We start from the raw sequence: 17,722 nt of genomic DNA, 5'->3' as shown, positions 1-17,722 counted from the left end.
TAGGTAACCCCCCACTTCAGTTTGAGTTGCTTATTTCAAGTTGAGAGTGGGGTAAAATATATTCTTATAAAATCACTATGACTTGATTTTAGTTCAGTCATCCAATGCGCTCTACCTACTATTAACCTACCTTAGTCAAAAAGTTATTCTAGTTGATGTCTTTTGAAAAAATAAAGCACGCTACTTGCGTCCCTCATGGCTTGTGCTGTCAACCATACAGCAAAATACTGGGTAGCTTTCATCACGCACCCTGACAGTAAAAACTTGAAACTCTGCTGACTTCAATAACAAGCTTTTTTGTATCTATCTACACAATAAATCACATTACTACCACAAACTGGTATTACCAATTTACAAAAAACCTAAAAAATATCGCTGTTTTTTTAAAATTCAATTGAATTAAAGCATAATTTTCTTTATTATTTGACCAATTATTGACACTCAGACTATTTTGGTAATACCAATTATTTCATGGAGGAAATGATGCAACATTGGCAACAGATTTACGATCCCATGGGCAATATTTGGCTTTCAAGTGCCATTGCCCTTATCCCAATTATCTTCTTTTTTCTAGCCTTAGCGGTGTTTCGCTTAAAAGGTAGTGTCGCAGGCACTATTACCGTTATTTTAGCGCTGCTTGTTGCCCTATTTTTATATCAAATGCCGGTGACGTTAGCGTTATCATCCGCGATTTATGGATTCTTCTACGGGCTTTGGCCTATCGCCTGGATTATTATCGGGGCGGTATTTTTATATAAAGTCACGGTAAAAACAGGGCAATTTGATATTATCCGCTCCAGTATTTTATCGCTCACCCAAGACCAACGCTTACAGATGTTACTGGTCGGGTTTGCCTTTGGTACTTTTTTAGAAGGCGCAGCAGGCTTTGGTGCCCCTGTGGCTATCACAGCAGCGTTATTGGTCGGATTAGGGTTTAAGCCTTTGTATGCCGCTGGACTTTGCCTCATTGTCAATACCGCCCCTGTTGCTTTTGGCGCGATGGGGATTCCAATCATCGTAGCAGGACAAGTATCTGGGGTAGAAACCCATGCCATCAGCCAAATGGTCGGACGTCAGTTGCCTTTTATTGTGCCGATTGTGTTAGTGTGGATTATGGCGATTATGGATGGGTGGCGCGGGGTTCGTGAAACCTTCCCAGCGATTGTGGTCGGTGGTGGGTCGTTTGCTATTGCGCAGTTTTTGACCTCAAACTACATTGGACCTGAGTTGCCTGATATTACCGCTGCTATTGCCTCGTTAATCAGTTTGACGTTGCTATTTAAAGTGTGGCAGCCCAAGCATGTGTTCCGTTTTGAAAATCAAGTCGATGGCAAAAATCAGATGGGTGATACCACAAGCGTATCAGCACCGTTGCCAACCACCCATTACTCGCCCGCTCAAATCATCAAAGCTTGGATGCCGTTTGCGATTTTGACCGCGATGGTGTCGTTGTGGAGCATTAAGCCGTTTAAAGATTTGTTTGTCAAAGGCAAAGATGGTCACCCTGATGGCGCATTAGTCGATATGGTGATGAGTATCAATGTGCCGTATTTGCACAATGCAGTACAAAAATTGCCCCCAGTCGTCACCAAGATTACCGACTATGCGGCCATTTATAAATTTGATTGGTTCTCGGCAACAGGTACTGCCATCGTGCTCGCGGCGATTATCTCTATCGTGATGCTAAAAATGCGTCCTAAAGAAGCGTTATCGACGTTTGGCGAGACCGTCAAAGAACTACGCACCCCGATTTACTCTATTGGTATGGTGTTGGCGTTTGCGTTTATCGCCAATTATTCGGGGTTGTCTGCTACATTAGCATTAGCATTGGCACACACGGGCAAAGCTTTTACCTTCTTTTCACCATTTTTGGGTTGGTTAGGGGTGTTTTTGACAGGCTCAGACACTTCAGCCAATGCGTTGTTTGCCGCCCTTCAAGCCACCACTGCTCAGCAAATTGGTGTGCCTGAGGTGTTGTTAGTGGCAGCCAATACCTCGGGTGGTGTGACTGGTAAAATGATTTCTCCGCAATCCATTGCCATTGCCTGTGCCGCCACAGGTTTGGTCGGTAAAGAGTCAGATTTGTTCAGATTTACCGTCAAACATAGTATTATTTTTACCATTATGATGGGCGTGCTCATCACGCTACAAGCGTATGTCGTGCCTTGGATGATTCCACACGGGTAATGATGGGTAAGGTATGAAGGTTGCAACGCAGGTTATTGAACAATTAATTTCGCTAATAGACCGTGAAGGGTTAAAAAATGGCGATAGATTACCTGCCGAGCGCCATTTGTGTGAGCGACTAGGGGTATCTCGTACCGCACTGCGTGAAGCGATACAGCAGATGAATAGTGTCGGTATTACCGAAAGTCGCATTGGGTCGGGAACGTTTGTCAAAGATGTGCAAAAAATTAAACAGAACCAACCCCTTGTGGCGCTGTCTGATAGTTTGATACTACGAACCTTAACCCCGTTATTAGATGCCGATCCCCTGTATCGACTTGATGTGCAAGAAGCAAGAATTGTACTAGAAGGCGGCACAGCTTGGTACGCTGCCCAAAGAGCCAGCAAACAAGACATTGAAAAAATCCGCTTTCACTATGAGCAGTTAGCAAACAGTCAGGCGCATGGCGATACCGAACAAGCCGCTATTGCCGATGCCAATTTTCATTTAGCGATTGCTGAAGCTTCCCAAAATGCGGTATTGTTGCAGATGATGAAAAATGTTTTTCACCTACTGCGACATAACGTGGTATTAGCTCGGCGAAAAATTTACACCGAGCATTATGGCTTTGAAACCCTACATACGCAGCACATGGCAATGATGAATGCGATTATCGCGCGTGATAGTGAATTAGCTCGCAAAGCCGTGGGTGAGCATATTGAGTTTGTGATAAAACAGGTTGCCAAGATTGATGAGGCAACGGCTCGCCGACAGCGAGTTTCCCGATTGGCCACTGATGTTTTTTAATACTAATGCTTTTTAATACTGATGCTTTTTAATACTGATGCCTGTTAATTCAGGCGCATTTGATAAACGTATTTTAGTGTAAACATTTTTGAATGCACGTGGCTATTTCTACCATTAATAATATAGTTAAGATAGGGATATTATGATTATTTCTTCTGCCAATGATTACCGAGAAGCGGCTCGCCGCCGTTTACCCCCTTTTTTATTCCACTACATTGATGGTGGCGCGTATGCAGAATACACCCTAAAACGTAATGTTGAAGACTTATCGAGTATTGCCTTACGTCAGCGGGTATTAAAAGACATGACGCAGCTTGATTTATCCACTGAGATTTTTGGTGAGCAGCTGTCTTTGCCTGTGGCACTCTCGCCAGTGGGTTTGACAGGTATGTATGCTCGCCGTGGTGAAGTCCAAGCAGCCATGGCTGCTGACAAAAAAGGCATTCCATTTACCATGTCAACGGTATCCGTCTGCCCTATCGAAGAAGTTACTCCAAAAATCAATCGCCCTATGTGGTTTCAGCTGTATGTGTTACGTGACCGTAAATTTATGCAAAATGTGCTGGAGCGCGCCAAAGCAGCAGGCTGTTCAACGCTGGTGTTTACCGTCGATATGCCTGTACCTGGGGCGAGATACCGTGATGCGCACTCGGGCATGAGTGGACCCAATGCCGCCATGCGTCGCTATCTACAAGCGTGCACCCATCCGCACTGGGCAATGAACGTGGGATTGCTAGGAAGACCCCATGACTTGGGTAATGTCTCTAAATATCTTGGTAAAGCGATTGGCTTAGAAGATTATATCGGCTGGCTCGGTAATAACTTTGATCCCTCGATTTCTTGGAAAGACTTAGAATGGATTCGTGATTTTTGGGATGGCGCTATGGTCATCAAAGGTATTCTTGACCCACAAGACGCCAAAGATGCGGTACGTTTTGGCGCTGATGGTATCGTGGTTTCCAATCATGGTGGACGTCAGCTTGATGGCGTGATGTCAACCGCCACTGCCCTACCCAAAATTGCTGATGCTGTTAAAGGTGATATCAAAATCTTAGTGGATTCGGGTATCCGTAATGGCTTAGACGTGGTGAGAATGTTGGCATTGGGGGCAGATTTATGTATGTTAGGACGTGCATTTATCTATGCGTTAGCCGCCGATGGTGAAGCTGGGGTGACCAATTTACTCAACTTGATAGACAAAGAAATGCGCGTGGCAATGACATTGACCAGTGCAAACCGAATTCAAGATATCAATCGAGACTGTTTAGTAGATTTTAGTACTTTGACTTGATAGACTGACAGTAAATAGCCAACCTTAGCATCTTTATGGGATTTTTTTATTCTGGTAAATCCTAAGATTTTATGATTTAGCTAAGTTCACCGCGCCACTAAGTGCATTAAATTTATCAACTTCATGGCGCAATAACCGCTTATGATGAATGGTTGATTGAGCGATGGTAAATGAATTTAATATTGATATTTTTTATTTTCGATAAAAAAACCGCTCTATGAGAGCGGTTTTTGTTGTTTATGACCTATCAAATTCTAGAAGAAGCCCATCGGTTTTTCAGAATAGCTGACCAGTAAATTTTTGGTATTTTGGTAATGCTCTAACATCATTTTGTGGTTTTCACGCCCGATGCCTGATTTCTTGTAACCACCAAATGCGGCATGGGCTGGATAAATGTGGTAACAGTTTGTCCATACTCGCCCAGCTTCAATGCCACGCCCCGCACGGTAAGCAGTATTACCACTACGTGCCCACACGCCAGCACCCAGCCCAAACATAGTATCATTGGCAATACGCATGGCATCATCAAAGTCCTTGAAAGTCGTCACAGACAATACTGGGCCAAAAATCTCTTCTTGGAAGATTTTCATTTGGTTATTGCCTTTAAAAATCGTCGGCTCGATATAATAGCCTTCACCTACCTCATGTCTGGCATTTCCACCGGTTAAAAGCTCGGCGCCTTCTTGTTTGCCTGTAGCAATACAGCCTAAGATTTTGTCTTGTTGTTCCTGAGAGGCTTGCGCACCAATCATCGTTTCCGTATCCAATGGATGACCCGTTTTAATACGTTTTACCCGTTCCACGGCTTTCGCCAAAAAGGCATCGGCGATACTTTCATGCACTAAGGCTCTCGAAGGACAGGTACATATTTCACCTTGATTGAGCGCAAACATAGTAAAACCTTCAAGCGCTTTTTCTAGGTAATCATCTTCTTTATCCATGACATCGGCAAAGAAAATATTGGGTGATTTACCGCCTAATTCTAAAGTAACTGGAATAATATTCTCTGTCGCATACTTCATAATAAGCTGACCGACAGGGGTTGAGCCAGTAAAGGCAATTTTTGAGATGCGTGGGCTTCTAGCTAAATGACTACCCACCTCTTCGCCATACCCATTCACGATATTTAAAATACCTGCTGGTAGCAAATCTTGAATCAATTCAACAAGCACCAATAAGCTCACAGGCGTCTGCTCGGCGGGTTTTAAGACGATGCAGTTACCCGCGGCTAGTGCAGGCGCTATTTTCCAGGTAGCCATTAAAATTGGGAAGTTCCAAGGAATGATTTGTCCAACCACACCTAGAGGTTCATGAAAGTGATAAGCGACGGTGTCATCATCAATGGGTGAAACACCGCCTTCTTGCGCGCGGATTGCACCGGCAAAGTAGCGAAAATGGTCAATGGCAAGTGGTATATCCGCAGCTAAAGTTTCACGGATGGGCTTACCGTTTTCCCATGTTTCAGCTACTGCCAATAACTCAATATTTTGCTCAAGGCGATCTGCGATTTTTAATAATAGATTAGAGCGCTCTGTGGGTGAAGCCGCATTCCACTTAGTTTTAGCAGTATGGGCAGCATCAAGTGCAAGTTCAATGTCTTCTGGACTTGATTTGGCGACTTTGGCGAAGGGCTTGCCGTTGACGGGTGAGATGTTATCGAAGTACTCACCTTTAACAGGCGCAACCCATTGGCCGCCAATAAAGTTGTCATACTTTTCTTTAAAATTGATTTTAGCACCGTCAGTATTAGGGTCAGCATAACGCATAATGACATTTCCTTTTGTCAGTTGGTAGATAAACTGCTTCGTGCAGTTGGGGGTTACACATTCATATTATTACAGAAACGGTAGGTAAAAGGTAGGTGTTTAATTATCCTTTACAATAAGGGATGTACATTATACTATTGAGGATAGCTTATTTTAAAAACCAAGGATTGGTTAGTGAATTAGGATATTTTAAAATATGAATAAAAATAGACTGTTAGAGCAAAGGCATCGGATTGATAAGAGGCGTTTTAACATTACCTTTACCGATAATAATGCAGATCTTATCCAACAAAGTATCGTTCAGTCATGGCATCGCTCAGACAGTGCCAACATTCCAACTGAGCGCCAACAAGCACCCATTAACGCCACCAAAAGCGATCAATCGTATTATCTAAAAAAAGCCTTAGACTATTGTCAAAATCAATTACAACATATCACGTTGAAATCCTCCATGGTGATGGCTGTGGCTGATATCGGTAGTACGATTATCTGGACGACTGCCAGCAAGTCTATGCAAAAAGCGGCCGAAGCGGTTAACTTCATCGAAGGCGGATGTTGGGGAGAAAGCCAAGTTGGCACAAATGCGCTTGCATTATCACTAAAAACGCAGCAATCAACTTGCGTTTTTTCCAATGAACACTATATGCCTTCGGTTCATGAATGGGTCTGTTACGCCACGCCTATCATTGAACCGCACACCAAGCAAGTCATTGGCGTACTGGATTTATCGACCACTTGGCAGAATCACAATAATTTTGGCATATTTGCTGCTGAACGCTGTGCCAGTATTTTACAATCCGCTTTGAATGAGTGCCAAAGACACTATCTGTATATTCAAGGATTTAACGAACCCAGCGTCATATTCAATGGCAAAACCTTGCGGCTGACCCCTCGGCAAGTCGAGATATTGACAGTGTTAGCACTTTGTCCCCAAGGCATGAGCTTAGATGCCTTACACCAAGCGATTTATGGTGAGCGTAAAGTGTCACAAGGTACGCTAAAGACTGAAATGTCGCAGTTACGTGATACACTTACTGGTTTATTGGGTTCTCGTCCTTACCGATTATTAATGCCTATTGATGGTGATTTTTTACGGGTTGAACAATCATTAAATGCTGGTTATTTAGAAGCAGCCATCAAGTTATATACCGGTATATTTTTTAGCAAAACTGAGAGCCCTTTTTTATGCACTTGGCGCACTTGTTTAGAAGCTCGCTTGAGCCAAGCCATATATCATTCAGATCAGGTTGATTTATTACTCATGCATTTGGCAAATTGTCCTGATGCTAGCGATGCTATAGAAAGGTTGATTGAATTAATGCCAGATAACCTCTCAATTCACCAACATTTAGAGGTACTGTCAAATCGGTAACCATCAATTTTTGCTTAACCGTCAATTTTCCCCTAATCATAAATTTTTCGTTGAAATAGAAATTATCAAAAAAACACAAATTATTATGCTAATATTGCCACCTTTGTAAATGACCATGTAAAGGATTACAACTATGTTAGCGCTGTTTGGATTATTAATTGTGATCGGGTTTATGATACTTATCATGACCCGCAAAGCGTCCCCTTTTACCTCTCTTATTTTAGTGCCTTTAATTATTGGTGTTATCGCCGGAGCCATAAACCAGTGGGGGTTTTCTGCACTTGATATTCCTAAATATGCTATTGCAGGGATGATCAGCGATGCCGATTTAAAAATTAAAGGTGTTGCAGGTACAGCACTTATGCTGTTATTTGCGATTTTATACTTTGGTTTAATGCTGAGTGCTGGATTGTTTCAGCCATTGGTCAATTTTATTGTCCGAGCAGTCAAGGGCGACCCTTTAAAAGTCTTGGTTGGCACAGCGATTCTTGCACTAGGCATCTCAGTTGATGGCGATGGATCGACGACCACTCTTGTGGTCTGTTCAGCCATGCTACCTGTATATCGCAAATTGAATATGAAAATGATGGATTTAGCAGTATTAATTGTCTTAGCAAACTCTATCATGAATTTATTACCCTGGGGAGGACCCACCGCACGTATCATCACAGCGCTGCATGTTGATGAGGGGGAGTTATTACGTGCAATCATGCCGGGGATGATTATCGCCGCCATATGGGTCATTGCTGTGGCTGTCATACGGGGTTTAGCAGAGAGAAAACGACTGGGTATCACCAATCTAAACACAGACGGTATGGTACATCTAATCGATACACCACATGAGGACGATGCTAAATTTACTAGACCCCACCTCATTTGGTTTAATTTTGGCTTGACGCTGCTTGTCATGATTGAACTTATTTTTGGTGGTATGTGGTTTCTACCAAAGGTAAATTCAGCATTAATTTTTGCGATTGCATTAGCCGTTGCTTTAATGGCCAATTACCCGAAACAGGCCGATCAACGTGAAATTATTGAAAAATATGGCTCATCAGCTGTACAAGTAATTTTCATGGTGCTGGCAGCGGGTGTGTTTATGGGGATTTTATCTGGCACAGGTATGAGTCATGCCATGGGCGAAGCCCTAGCGACTTGGATTCCTGAGCGATTTGGTAATCACTGGCCGTTGATTGTTGCCTTGATCTCTGTACCTGGTACGTTTTTGCTAAGTAATGATGCTTTTTATTTGGGTGTGTTGCCAGTATTAAACCAAGTTGGGATAAAATATGGTTTTAGCTCAATGGATATTGCGATTGCTTCAACCGCTGGTCAAGCATTTCATTTATTAAGTCCATTGGTTGGATTTATCTATCTATTGCTGCATATTACAGGTGTTGAGATGGGTAAATGGCAGATTCAATCAGCCAAATGGGCGATTGGTATTTTTGTCGCATTTTCCTTAGCGATATTCACGGTGGGTGGTGTGCCACTTTGACAGGCTATCATCGGGTATTTTAATTATACGATTTTAGTAACCATTATAAATTTACTGTTTATACAGGCGTCTAAAAACGACATTTTTTAGACGCTTTTTTATCGAAAATTTATAGTACGTAAATTCTGTGATAATTACCGTTCCTATTATTACCATATAACTCATAGCATTAGAAGGCTGGCATTTTCAAGCCTTTTTTCTTGGGTCAAAAGTGCTACAATGTGACAAAAAATTTTGAGACCCTTATGAATAACGCGTTATGGCTTCCTTGCACCCAGATGCAAGCCCTTGAAAACAATCCCCCACTCCACCTCGTCAAAGCTCAAGGCAATCAATTATACGACCACGACGGTAACGCCTATTACGATATGATTAGCTCATGGTGGGTCAATTTACATGGACATTGCCATCCCTTTATCAACGAAAAAATAAAACAGCAGCTCGATACGCTTGAGCATACTTTAATCGCTAGTGTCACTCACCCGCCGATTTTGACGCTTGCAGAAAAATTGGTTGCCATCACGCCCAAATCATTCACCAAAGCTTTTTTTGCCGACAGTGGCTCAGGGGCGGTGGAAGTCGCACTTAAAATGAGTTTGCAGTACTGGCAGCAATCAGGGCAAACGCAAAAAACCAAATTTATCTCATTGGAACACGGTTATCACGGTGAAACCGTTGGCAGTCTTGCGGTGACAGATATCCCGCTGTTTAGTGAGCAATACAAAGATTTGATTGTCAGTCAAATTCGTATTCCTTCCCCCGCGCATATTTTCAATACTGACGCTATCGCAGCGCAGCTGCATGAGCAAAAAAGCTTGGATTCACTAGAGCGCATCTTGGCAGAAAAATCCCGCGATATCTGTGCGATTATCCTTGAACCTTTGGTACAAGGGGCGGCGGGCATGGCGATGTATTCTGCTAATTATTTGCTTGGCGTTGCCAAACTTGCGCACCATTATCACATCCATGTGATATATGATGAGATTGCCGTGGGTTTTGGTCGTACAGGTACTATGTTTGCGGTAGAACAAATGCTAGCCTTGGCAGATGCGGATAAACAAGACGATTATTGCCCTGACTTTATCTGTCTGTCAAAAGGTCTAACGGCAGGCTATCTGCCAATGTCTTGCGTCATGACAACCGATGATGTTTATCAAGCGTTCTATGATGACAAAGTGGAAAAAGGGTTTTTACATTCGCATAGTTTTACTGGCAACCCATTGGCTTGTAGCGCGGCTTTGGCGTCGCTTGAACTGTTTGAACGCGATAATGTCTTGCTACACAACCAATCCCTTATCCAAGCGATGGCTGATGGCTTACAGCAATTAGCTGATGCCAATTTACTCATAAAGTTTGTACGTCAAACCGGCATGATTGCGGCTTTTACCTTGGATTTTTCTCAAAATTTGGGCAAAGCTTTTGCCAATTCATGCCTTGATCAAGGCGTGATGATTCGCCCGATTGGCAACCATGTTTATCTTATTCCGCCTTATTGCACCACCCCAGCAGAGCTTGGTCACATTTTTGGCATATTAAATCATTGTTTGCAAAAGCTTTGTGACAATCTCCCCCAAATGCCCCAAGGCTCGTTGCAAGCCATTGATTTGCCTTAACACCTTTACTAACACCTCATGAAATTTACTAACTAATTAATTGTAAATAAATGTTTGTTATCATAATTAATCGTCAAAAGTTAGGATTTGTTACAAACGTTCAATTCTTACTGTATTATAAAAAATTGTATTAGAATTCACAGCTTATGCCTACATTGCTAATATTTAACGTATAATCCATGAGATTATCGTCAAAAAATATTTAACTTTTGTAGGAATTTTAACCAACTTAACTTAACTCAATCGTGAAACTTACTTAGATGATTTATGCGTAGATTTTTTTATAACCAACCAAATTTGCTACAAGTTGGCAGCACTGTGCCTTTGACCGAAGATATTTTTCATCATTGGTGTAAAGTGTTAAGAGCAAGTATCGGCGAGCAATCGTTGTTTTTTGATGGTCAAGGTGGTGAATATACCGTCACTTTAACGGATATCACTAAAAAACAAGCGCTCGTTACCATCAACGATTTTAATCCGATCAACCGAGCTTTACCATTTACTGTGAACATTGCCTTGGTTATGAGCCGTGGCGAGCGCATGGATTATGCCATTCAAAAAGCCACAGAGCTTGGGGTGTCATCGATTCAACTACTCACAAGCCAACATGGCGAAGTACGCCTAAAAGTAGACCAAACCGATAAAAAACTTGCCCATTGGCAGCAGGTTGCGGTATCGGCATGTGAGCAATGTGGGCTTAATATCGTGCCAAACTTACTGGCACCAAAAGCTTTTAGCGACTGGATTGGTGAGCTAGCAGGCATGCCCACTTCTACCAACGTGACCAAATTAATTTTAGCCGTTCCTCCTGATGACATTGAGCGTAGCGATGTTGAGCATAACGATATTGAACCCATCACGCCCTATACCCCATATCCCAACCCACTACCTCAGATAACAAACCAGTTTAGACAGTGTTCTTTAGCCCAATTTTGGTTACTTATTGGGGCAGAAGGTGGGTTTTCAGAGCAAGAAATAACGCAAGCTATCGAGCGAGGTTTTATGCCTTGGCAAATTGGCGAGCGTGTGCTACGAACTGAGACAGCCCCTGTCGTCGCATTGTCTTCATTGTTAACGTTACATCAAACTTTGACCCTTGCACAGGAATAATCATGTCACCGAACAACGATCCCGTCATGCCAATAGACCATCGTGATTGCTTTACAGGAGCTAACAAATTTTGTCATGATGAGTTAAGTCAGTATGGGTTTATTGTCGATAGCCATTTTTTTGATCAACAAATTTCGCTTGAACATCAAAATGCGGTGTTTGCCTCGGTTTTTTCAAAAATCCATGATGGCATTTTTATGCTTGATGAACATCTACGTTTTATCTGTGTCAATCAGCAATTTTTAAACATTACCGCCTTGCCACGCGATCAGGTGATAGGTAGCCCGTTTTATTTTTATCCGTATAAGACCTACGCCCCACACTTACAGCAAGCGATTGCCACCATCATTACCAAACTGGATAATCGACAATCAATTTCGACCAATTTAGTGCTTTCTTATCACAATTCACCTGAAGTGGCGGTTTGGCTAGATATCTCCGTGTGTGAAGTCGATGACAACCGAGTGGTGTATGTAGGGCTACTTAGCAATTTAACCAAAAAAGATGCGCAGCTTAGCCACACCTTACATCTATACAATTATGATGAATTAACGGGTCTGCCCAATTACGATACTTTTTATGACAAATTAAAAAGCTGTATTGACTATTACCAGGCAGCCGATAATCAGCGTGAGTGTATGGGGATATTGCTACGCATCAATATTGATAAATTGCAATCTTTTAACATCAGCCTTGGCATTGAAAATACCAATACGCTGATTCAAGGTTTTGTCAAACGGGTAAAGTCCTTAAAAATTTCGGGTGCCAGTTTAGTCACTTTTTCGCGGTTTGGGGGTGATAGTTTTGCGGCGATGATTTCGGTACAACACCTTAATGCCGCGCATCACTACGTGGCAGCGCTCAAACAGTTATTTGACCTACCTTTTAGCATTGACAACCAATCAATTTATTTAAGGTTGTCGATTGGTGCTTCGGTTTTCCCAACCCATACCCAAGATGCTCAGACATTGCTATTGCAAGCAGACACGGCGTTAAAACATGCGCGGCTTATCAGTGATGAAGATTGTGTTTGGTATGATGCCAACCAGCAAAAAGGCAATTTTAAAGACATTCATTTGCTCAGTGCCTTTAAAAATGCGTTATTAAAACAGCAAATTTTGCCCTATTTTCAGCCTAAGTTAGAGTTTGCACAGCCTGACTTGCCGATGTTTGAAGCGCTGGTGCGCTGGGAGCATCCCACCCTTGGACTTCTCTATCCCAACGATTTTTTGGATGAGGTGCTCGATAAGTCATCGCAGCCGCTATTTGAAAAAATCGTGTTAGTTTGTATCGAGCAGATTTTGACATGGCGTGAGATGGGCTATAACTGCCTCATCTGTATCAATATTGATACTCGCCAATTGATTAGTGACAAATTTATTGAGTTTATTGAAGGGACGATACAGCAGTATAGTTGGCTTGCGCAACTAATCAGTTTTGAAATCACCGAAGTCTGCAACATTCAAGATGAAGTAAAATCGCAAGCGATGTTATCAAAACTGCGCCAGTATGGTTTTAGTATATCGATTGATGACTTTGGTACAGGCTTTGCCGCGATGCAATATTTGATTAAATATCCGATTGATGTGCTCAAAATTGACCGCTTATTTATTATGGATATTTTACAAGACCCAAAAAAACAAGTGATTGTCAAATCAGTGATTGAGATGGCGCACTCGTTATCCATGCAAGCATTGGCTGAGGGCGTCTCAAACCGTGAAGAAATCGAATATCTGCGTAGTCTTGGTTGTGATTCGATTCAAGGCTTTGGGTTTGCTAAACCCATGTCTGGTCAAGATACCACTGAGTGGCTTAAAGCCAACTATAAACCAAACTATTTGCTATAAGTTTAAATGTTTAAATTAGACTAATTAGATTTTTTTATGACCCTATAGTCATGTTAGTACCTTGTCACCTTTGTCAAATTTTCCTATCTTAGAGATATAAAACCTTAGTATTGGGGTAGGTTTTTTTCTTTTTAAAACACTAATCAAGGATATCGTATGCAATATAAAGCACCGCTTCGTGATATGAAATTTGTCATGCATGAATTATTAAAATTTGAAGATCACTACAAAACCATTCCTAGCTATGCCCATACGGATAAAGAAACGATTGATAGTTTCATAGAAGCAGGTGCAAGCTTCTCAGAAGCAGAATTGTCACCCCTTAACCGTTCAGGCGATGAAGAAGGCTGTCGTTTTGAAAATGGTAATGTATATACGCCAAAAGGCTTTAAAGAAGCTTATAAACAATACTGTGAATTAGGCTTTCCTTCTTTATGTGCCGATGAAGAATTTGGCGGTCAAGGCATGCCATTGTCATTGGGTTCAGCGGTCAGTGAAATGGTAGGTACGGCTAACTGGTCTTTCTCAATGTACCCAGGTCTATCTGAAGGTGCTATCCGTACGCTAGAACACCACGGTACCGATGAACAAAAACAAAAATATTTATTGAAACTCGTCAGCGGTGAGTGGACAGGTACCATGTGTCTGACCGAAGCACATGCAGGTTCTGATTTAGGTATTACCCGCACCAAAGCTGAACCCAATGAAGACGGTTCATACGCTATCACCGGTCAAAAAATCTTTATCTCAGCGGGCGAACACGACATGGCAGACAACATTGTCCATATCGTACTAGCGCGTTTACCGGGTGCGCCAGCAGGTACCAAAGGTATCTCATTGTTCATCGTACCAAAATTCAATGTCAACGAAGATGGCTCTATCGGTGAGCGTAACACCGTTACCTGTGGTTCGATTGAACACAAAATGGGTATTAAAGCCTCTGCAACTGCGGTACTAAACTTTGATAAAGCTAAAGGTTACTTGATTGGACCAGAAAACAAAGGTCTAAACTGTATGTTTACCTTTATGAATACCGCCCGTATTGGTACTGCGATTCAAGGTCTAACTGCGGCGGAATTGGCTTTCCAAGGTGGCTTAAGCTACGCCAAAGATCGTCTTGCGATGCGCGCATTAAGCGGTGCAAAGGCGCCAGAACAAGTGGCTGACCCAATCATCGTCCATCCAGCAGTGCGTAACATGGTATTAACTTGTAAAGCGTTTGCAGAAGGTGGCCGTGCCCTCGTCTACTATCTATCACAATTCTCTGATGTGGTAACTAAAGGTGAAGGCGAAACACAAGCTTACGCTGACCAAATGTTGTCTTTTTTAACCCCAATTGCTAAAGCCTTCTTAACTGAAACAGGTTATGAAGCAGCCAATCACGGTGTGCAAGTGTATGGTGGTCACGGCTTTATCCGTGAATGGGGCATGGAACAAAACGTACGTGATACGCGTATTGCTTGTATATACGAAGGTACCACTGAAATCCAGTCACTCGACTTGTTAGGTCGTAAAGTATTGGGTTCACAAGGTAAAATGCTAGCTAACTTTAGCAAAGTCATTTATCAATTCTGTGAAGAAAACAAAGACAACGATGCGATGGGTGAATTCATTCGTCCACTGGCACGTCTGAATAAAGAATGGGGCGATTTAACTGCTCGCATTGGTATGCAAGCCACTGAAAACCCTGATGCAGTGGGTGCAGCGGCGGTTGACTACATGTACTATAGTGGCTACATCACCCTAGCTTACCTATGGGCTCGTATGGCGTTAGTCGCTCAACAAGCGCTCCAAGGCGACACCACTGAGACCAAATTCTATCAAGCCAAAATCAAAACCGCTCAGTTCTACTTTGCAAAACTACTGCCTCGCACCTTAACTTACGTCAAACGTATTGATACAGGGCTTGAGCCATACATGAGTATGGAAGTTGACGAATTCCAGTTCTAATTTTTTACTAAGCTATCCTAGTAATAAAATTATGATAGAATCATTGATAGTCTAATTCTTTATTCAATCCTTAGGTAGCAAAAGCTGTCTAAGGATTTGTCTCATTTCGAATGACGAGCTAACCCATAAAAGGAAATAATATGCCTATTTATAATGCGCCAATTCAAGACATGAAATTCATCTTAAATGATGTATTCAATGCAGCCGATTTTTGGCAAAAAAATGAACAGTTAGCCCATGTTGACAGTGACACGGTCAATATGATTTTAGAAGAAATGTCAAAATTTGCTAAAAACACGTTACTTCCTATCAACCGCTCAGGCGATGAAGAAGGGGCACAATATCTAGGTGAAGGCAGAGTAAAAACCCCAACGGGTTTTAAAGCAGCATTTGACGAATACGCACAAGGCGGCTGGATTGGTTTGGGCGGCGATCCAAATCATGGCGGTCAAGGCATGCCAAAAATGGTTACGATGCTCGCTGAAGAGATGGTATTTACTGCCAACCAATCATTCGCGCTCTATCCAAACCTATCAGGTGGCGCGTGCATGTGTATTTATAACGCAGGCTCTGAAGAACAAAAACAAACCTACTTAGAAAAAATCTACTCAGGTGAGTGGACAGGTACGATGTGTTTGACTGAACCGCACGCAGGTACGGATTTGGGTATCATCAAAACCAAAGCCGTGCCAAACCAAGACGGTAGCTACAGTATCACAGGTACCAAAATTTTTATCACCGCAGGTGAACATGACTTAGCAGACAATATCATCCATTTGGTATTGGCAAAAACCCCCGATGCCCCAGCAGGCTCAAAAGGGATTTCATTGTTTATCGTACCTAAATTCCATGTGAATGCGGATGGCTCATTGGGCGAGCGTAACGCGGTAAGCTGTGGCTCTATCGAGCACAAAATGGGTATCAAGGCCTCAGCGACTTGCGTCATGAACTTTGATGGTGCCAAAGGCTTTATGGTAGGCGCAGAAAATACCGGTCTTGCGTCCATGTTTATCATGATGAACTATGAGCGTTTGACAATGGGGTTACAAGGTATCGGTGGCGCTGAGTTAGCGTATCAAAACGCCACAGCTTATACCCTTGACCGTATCCAAGGTCGCGCCGATAGCGGTATCCAAGAGCCAAACAAAGCCGCTGACCCAATCGTATTTCATGCCGACGTTCGCCGTATGCTGTTAAATGCGAAAACCATCAGTGAGGCCTCACGCTGCTTTGCGATGTATGTCGCCAAAGAGCTTGATACCAACAAATATACCGATGATGCTGAAGCAAGAAAAGCCGCTGATGACCGTGTTGCTCTTTTGACGCCCGTTGCTAAAGCATTCTTAACCGACCGTGGTCTTGAAGCGTCAATTGACGCACAGCAATGCTTTGGTGGTCATGGCTATATCCGTGAATGGGGTATGGAACAAATCGTACGTGACACCCGTATCTCGCAAATTTATGAAGGGACCAATGGTATCCAATCACTTGATTTGTTGGGTCGTAAAGTGGTGAAAAACGGCGGTGCGTTTGTGACAACGTATGTGCAAGAAATGCGTGATTTTGCCAATAACATGAAAGCAGACCATGCCATCAAACAAGCAATTTTAACATCAGCGGATAAACTTGAAGACGTAACCAAAGCGGTGGTAGCGGCGGCAGCGGTCAACAAAGACGAAATCAATGGCTGTGCGGTTGATTATTTACAAGCCTTTGGTTATGTCAGCTTTGCTTATATGTTTGGCTTGATGGTTGAAGCCGCAAATGGCAAAGAAGGCGACTTCTATGCCAACAAAGCAAAATTAGCAGACTACTATGTCGGTCGTATGTTGCCGCGCTTAGATGCGCATATTGCGATGGTAAAAGCAACAAGCCAACCTATCATAGCGTTTGACCGCGATTATTTTGCGGCAACCATTGCTTAATCCCTACTTAAACATAAAAAAATCGGCGCTAGTAGCCGATTTTTTTATGAATTAACATGTTAGCGAAGCATATCGTCATCGTCATCTGCCAACGATTCATTTTCATCAAAATCGAAGTCTTCATATTCAAAATCCGCTGAGTCGTTTTCTTCAACGACAGCAACACACTCTTCATATAATTCAAAAATATATTCTTTGATATCACTTTCTTGCTGGTGTTTATTTGGCGTGAGTTTGGCTTCTTCTTCATAGATGAATTTTGCCAAATTTAGCGCGACATAGTTATTACTTAGTTCAATCATGGTGTTATCCTTCTTATGTGCGGTATTATTATGTTAAAACGATAGCGATAGCGCATCGTTAGTATGACATATTCAAA

The 17,722-nt window shown here is 42.4% G+C and carries 12 protein-coding genes; 10 read left to right on the top strand and 2 right to left on the bottom strand.

The window, feature by feature from the left end:
- Nucleotides 1–471 precede the first annotated feature (471 nt).
- The 3 genes from lldP to lldD all read left to right on the top strand — a co-directional run bounded on the left by lldP (nt 472) and on the right by lldD (nt 4,265).
- Nucleotides 472–2,187, top strand: coding sequence for an L-lactate permease (gene lldP, locus RTP55_RS04730; protein WP_409418412.1), 1,716 nt, complete (start codon nt 472–474; stop codon nt 2,185–2,187).
- Nucleotides 2,188–2,200: 13 nt separating this feature from the next.
- On the top strand, nt 2,201–2,974 hold the full coding sequence (locus tag RTP55_RS04725; RefSeq protein WP_219331073.1) for an FCD domain-containing protein: 774 nt from the start codon (nt 2,201–2,203) through the stop codon (nt 2,972–2,974).
- Nucleotides 2,975–3,116: 142 nt separating this feature from the next.
- Nucleotides 3,117–4,265 carry an FMN-dependent L-lactate dehydrogenase LldD gene (gene lldD, locus RTP55_RS04720; RefSeq protein WP_138019086.1) on the top strand — a complete coding sequence of 383 codons (1,149 nt, stop codon included), beginning with the start codon at nt 3,117–3,119 and terminating at the stop codon, nt 4,263–4,265.
- A 254-nt stretch (nt 4,266–4,519) separates the two neighbouring features.
- Here the strand turns inward: lldD and exaC are convergent, their stop codons facing one another.
- Nucleotides 4,520–6,031, bottom strand: a complete 1,512-nt coding sequence (gene exaC, locus RTP55_RS04715; protein ID WP_096488733.1) for an acetaldehyde dehydrogenase ExaC — start codon at nt 6,029–6,031, stop codon at nt 4,520–4,522.
- A gap of 196 nt (nt 6,032–6,227) precedes the next feature.
- Here exaC and RTP55_RS04710 point away from each other — a divergent pair, with 196 nt between their 5' ends.
- The 7 genes from RTP55_RS04710 (at nt 6,228) to RTP55_RS04680 (ending at nt 17,343) form a co-directional block, all read left to right on the top strand.
- On the top strand, nt 6,228–7,403 hold the full coding sequence (locus RTP55_RS04710; protein ID WP_312384579.1) for a helix-turn-helix domain-containing protein: 1,176 nt from the start codon (nt 6,228–6,230) through the stop codon (nt 7,401–7,403).
- 133 nt (nt 7,404–7,536) lie between these two features.
- Entirely contained in the window at nt 7,537–8,898 is a 1,362-nt protein-coding gene (locus tag RTP55_RS04705) for a CitMHS family transporter (protein ID WP_065252473.1), read from the top strand.
- 221 nt (nt 8,899–9,119) lie between these two features.
- Nucleotides 9,120–10,511: an adenosylmethionine--8-amino-7-oxononanoate transaminase gene (gene bioA / locus RTP55_RS04700; protein ID WP_312384577.1), complete on the top strand. Its 1,392-nt coding sequence runs from the start codon at nt 9,120–9,122 to the stop codon at nt 10,509–10,511.
- Between the two features lie 267 nt (nt 10,512–10,778).
- Nucleotides 10,779–11,621 (top strand): 16S rRNA (uracil(1498)-N(3))-methyltransferase, encoded by an 843-nt coding sequence (locus RTP55_RS04695; RefSeq protein WP_312384576.1) that lies wholly within the window; start codon nt 10,779–10,781, stop codon nt 11,619–11,621.
- Between the two features lie 2 nt (nt 11,622–11,623).
- Complete coding sequence (locus RTP55_RS04690) at nt 11,624–13,468, top strand: putative bifunctional diguanylate cyclase/phosphodiesterase (protein WP_312384575.1); 1,845 nt, start codon at nt 11,624–11,626, stop codon at nt 13,466–13,468.
- A 156-nt stretch (nt 13,469–13,624) separates the two neighbouring features.
- Entirely contained in the window at nt 13,625–15,418 is a 1,794-nt protein-coding gene (locus tag RTP55_RS04685) for an acyl-CoA dehydrogenase C-terminal domain-containing protein (RefSeq protein ID WP_312384573.1), read from the top strand.
- A gap of 140 nt (nt 15,419–15,558) precedes the next feature.
- A complete protein-coding gene (locus RTP55_RS04680; RefSeq protein WP_312384571.1) occupies nt 15,559–17,343 on the top strand; it encodes an acyl-CoA dehydrogenase C-terminal domain-containing protein in 1,785 nt (594 codons plus the stop codon).
- Between the two features lie 59 nt (nt 17,344–17,402).
- Here RTP55_RS04680 and RTP55_RS04675 read toward each other — a convergent pair whose 3' ends face one another.
- Nucleotides 17,403–17,645: a hypothetical protein gene (locus RTP55_RS04675; protein WP_312113794.1), complete on the bottom strand. Its 243-nt coding sequence runs from the start codon at nt 17,643–17,645 to the stop codon at nt 17,403–17,405.
- Nucleotides 17,646–17,722: the final 77 nt, after the last annotated feature.

Origin of the sequence: Moraxella sp. CTOTU47579 (genome assembly GCF_032004885.1) — a bacterium.
Classification (GTDB): Bacteria; Pseudomonadota; Gammaproteobacteria; order Pseudomonadales; family Moraxellaceae; genus Faucicola; species Faucicola tetraodonis.
This window is presented reverse-complemented; position numbering and strand designations above follow the sequence as displayed.

Excerpts from the sequence above, each read along its gene's own strand:
- lldD (WP_138019086.1), top strand. The coding sequence starts at position 3,117 with ATGATTATTTCTTCTGCCAATGATTACCGAGAAGCGGCTCGCCGCCGT.
- RTP55_RS04675 (WP_312113794.1), bottom strand. The coding sequence starts at position 17,645 with ATGATTGAACTAAGTAATAACTATGTCGCGCTAAATTTGGCAAAATTC.
- lldP (WP_409418412.1), top strand. The coding sequence starts at position 472 with ATGGAGGAAATGATGCAACATTGGCAACAGATTTACGATCCCATGGGC.
- exaC (WP_096488733.1), bottom strand. The coding sequence starts at position 6,031 with ATGCGTTATGCTGACCCTAATACTGACGGTGCTAAAATCAATTTTAAA.
- RTP55_RS04710 (WP_312384579.1), top strand. The coding sequence starts at position 6,228 with ATGAATAAAAATAGACTGTTAGAGCAAAGGCATCGGATTGATAAGAGG.
- RTP55_RS04695 (WP_312384576.1), top strand. The coding sequence starts at position 10,779 with ATGCGTAGATTTTTTTATAACCAACCAAATTTGCTACAAGTTGGCAGC.
- RTP55_RS04690 (WP_312384575.1), top strand. The coding sequence starts at position 11,624 with ATGTCACCGAACAACGATCCCGTCATGCCAATAGACCATCGTGATTGC.
- RTP55_RS04725 (WP_219331073.1), top strand. The coding sequence starts at position 2,201 with ATGAAGGTTGCAACGCAGGTTATTGAACAATTAATTTCGCTAATAGAC.
- RTP55_RS04680 (WP_312384571.1), top strand. The coding sequence starts at position 15,559 with ATGCCTATTTATAATGCGCCAATTCAAGACATGAAATTCATCTTAAAT.
- RTP55_RS04705 (WP_065252473.1), top strand. The coding sequence starts at position 7,537 with ATGTTAGCGCTGTTTGGATTATTAATTGTGATCGGGTTTATGATACTT.
- RTP55_RS04685 (WP_312384573.1), top strand. The coding sequence starts at position 13,625 with ATGCAATATAAAGCACCGCTTCGTGATATGAAATTTGTCATGCATGAA.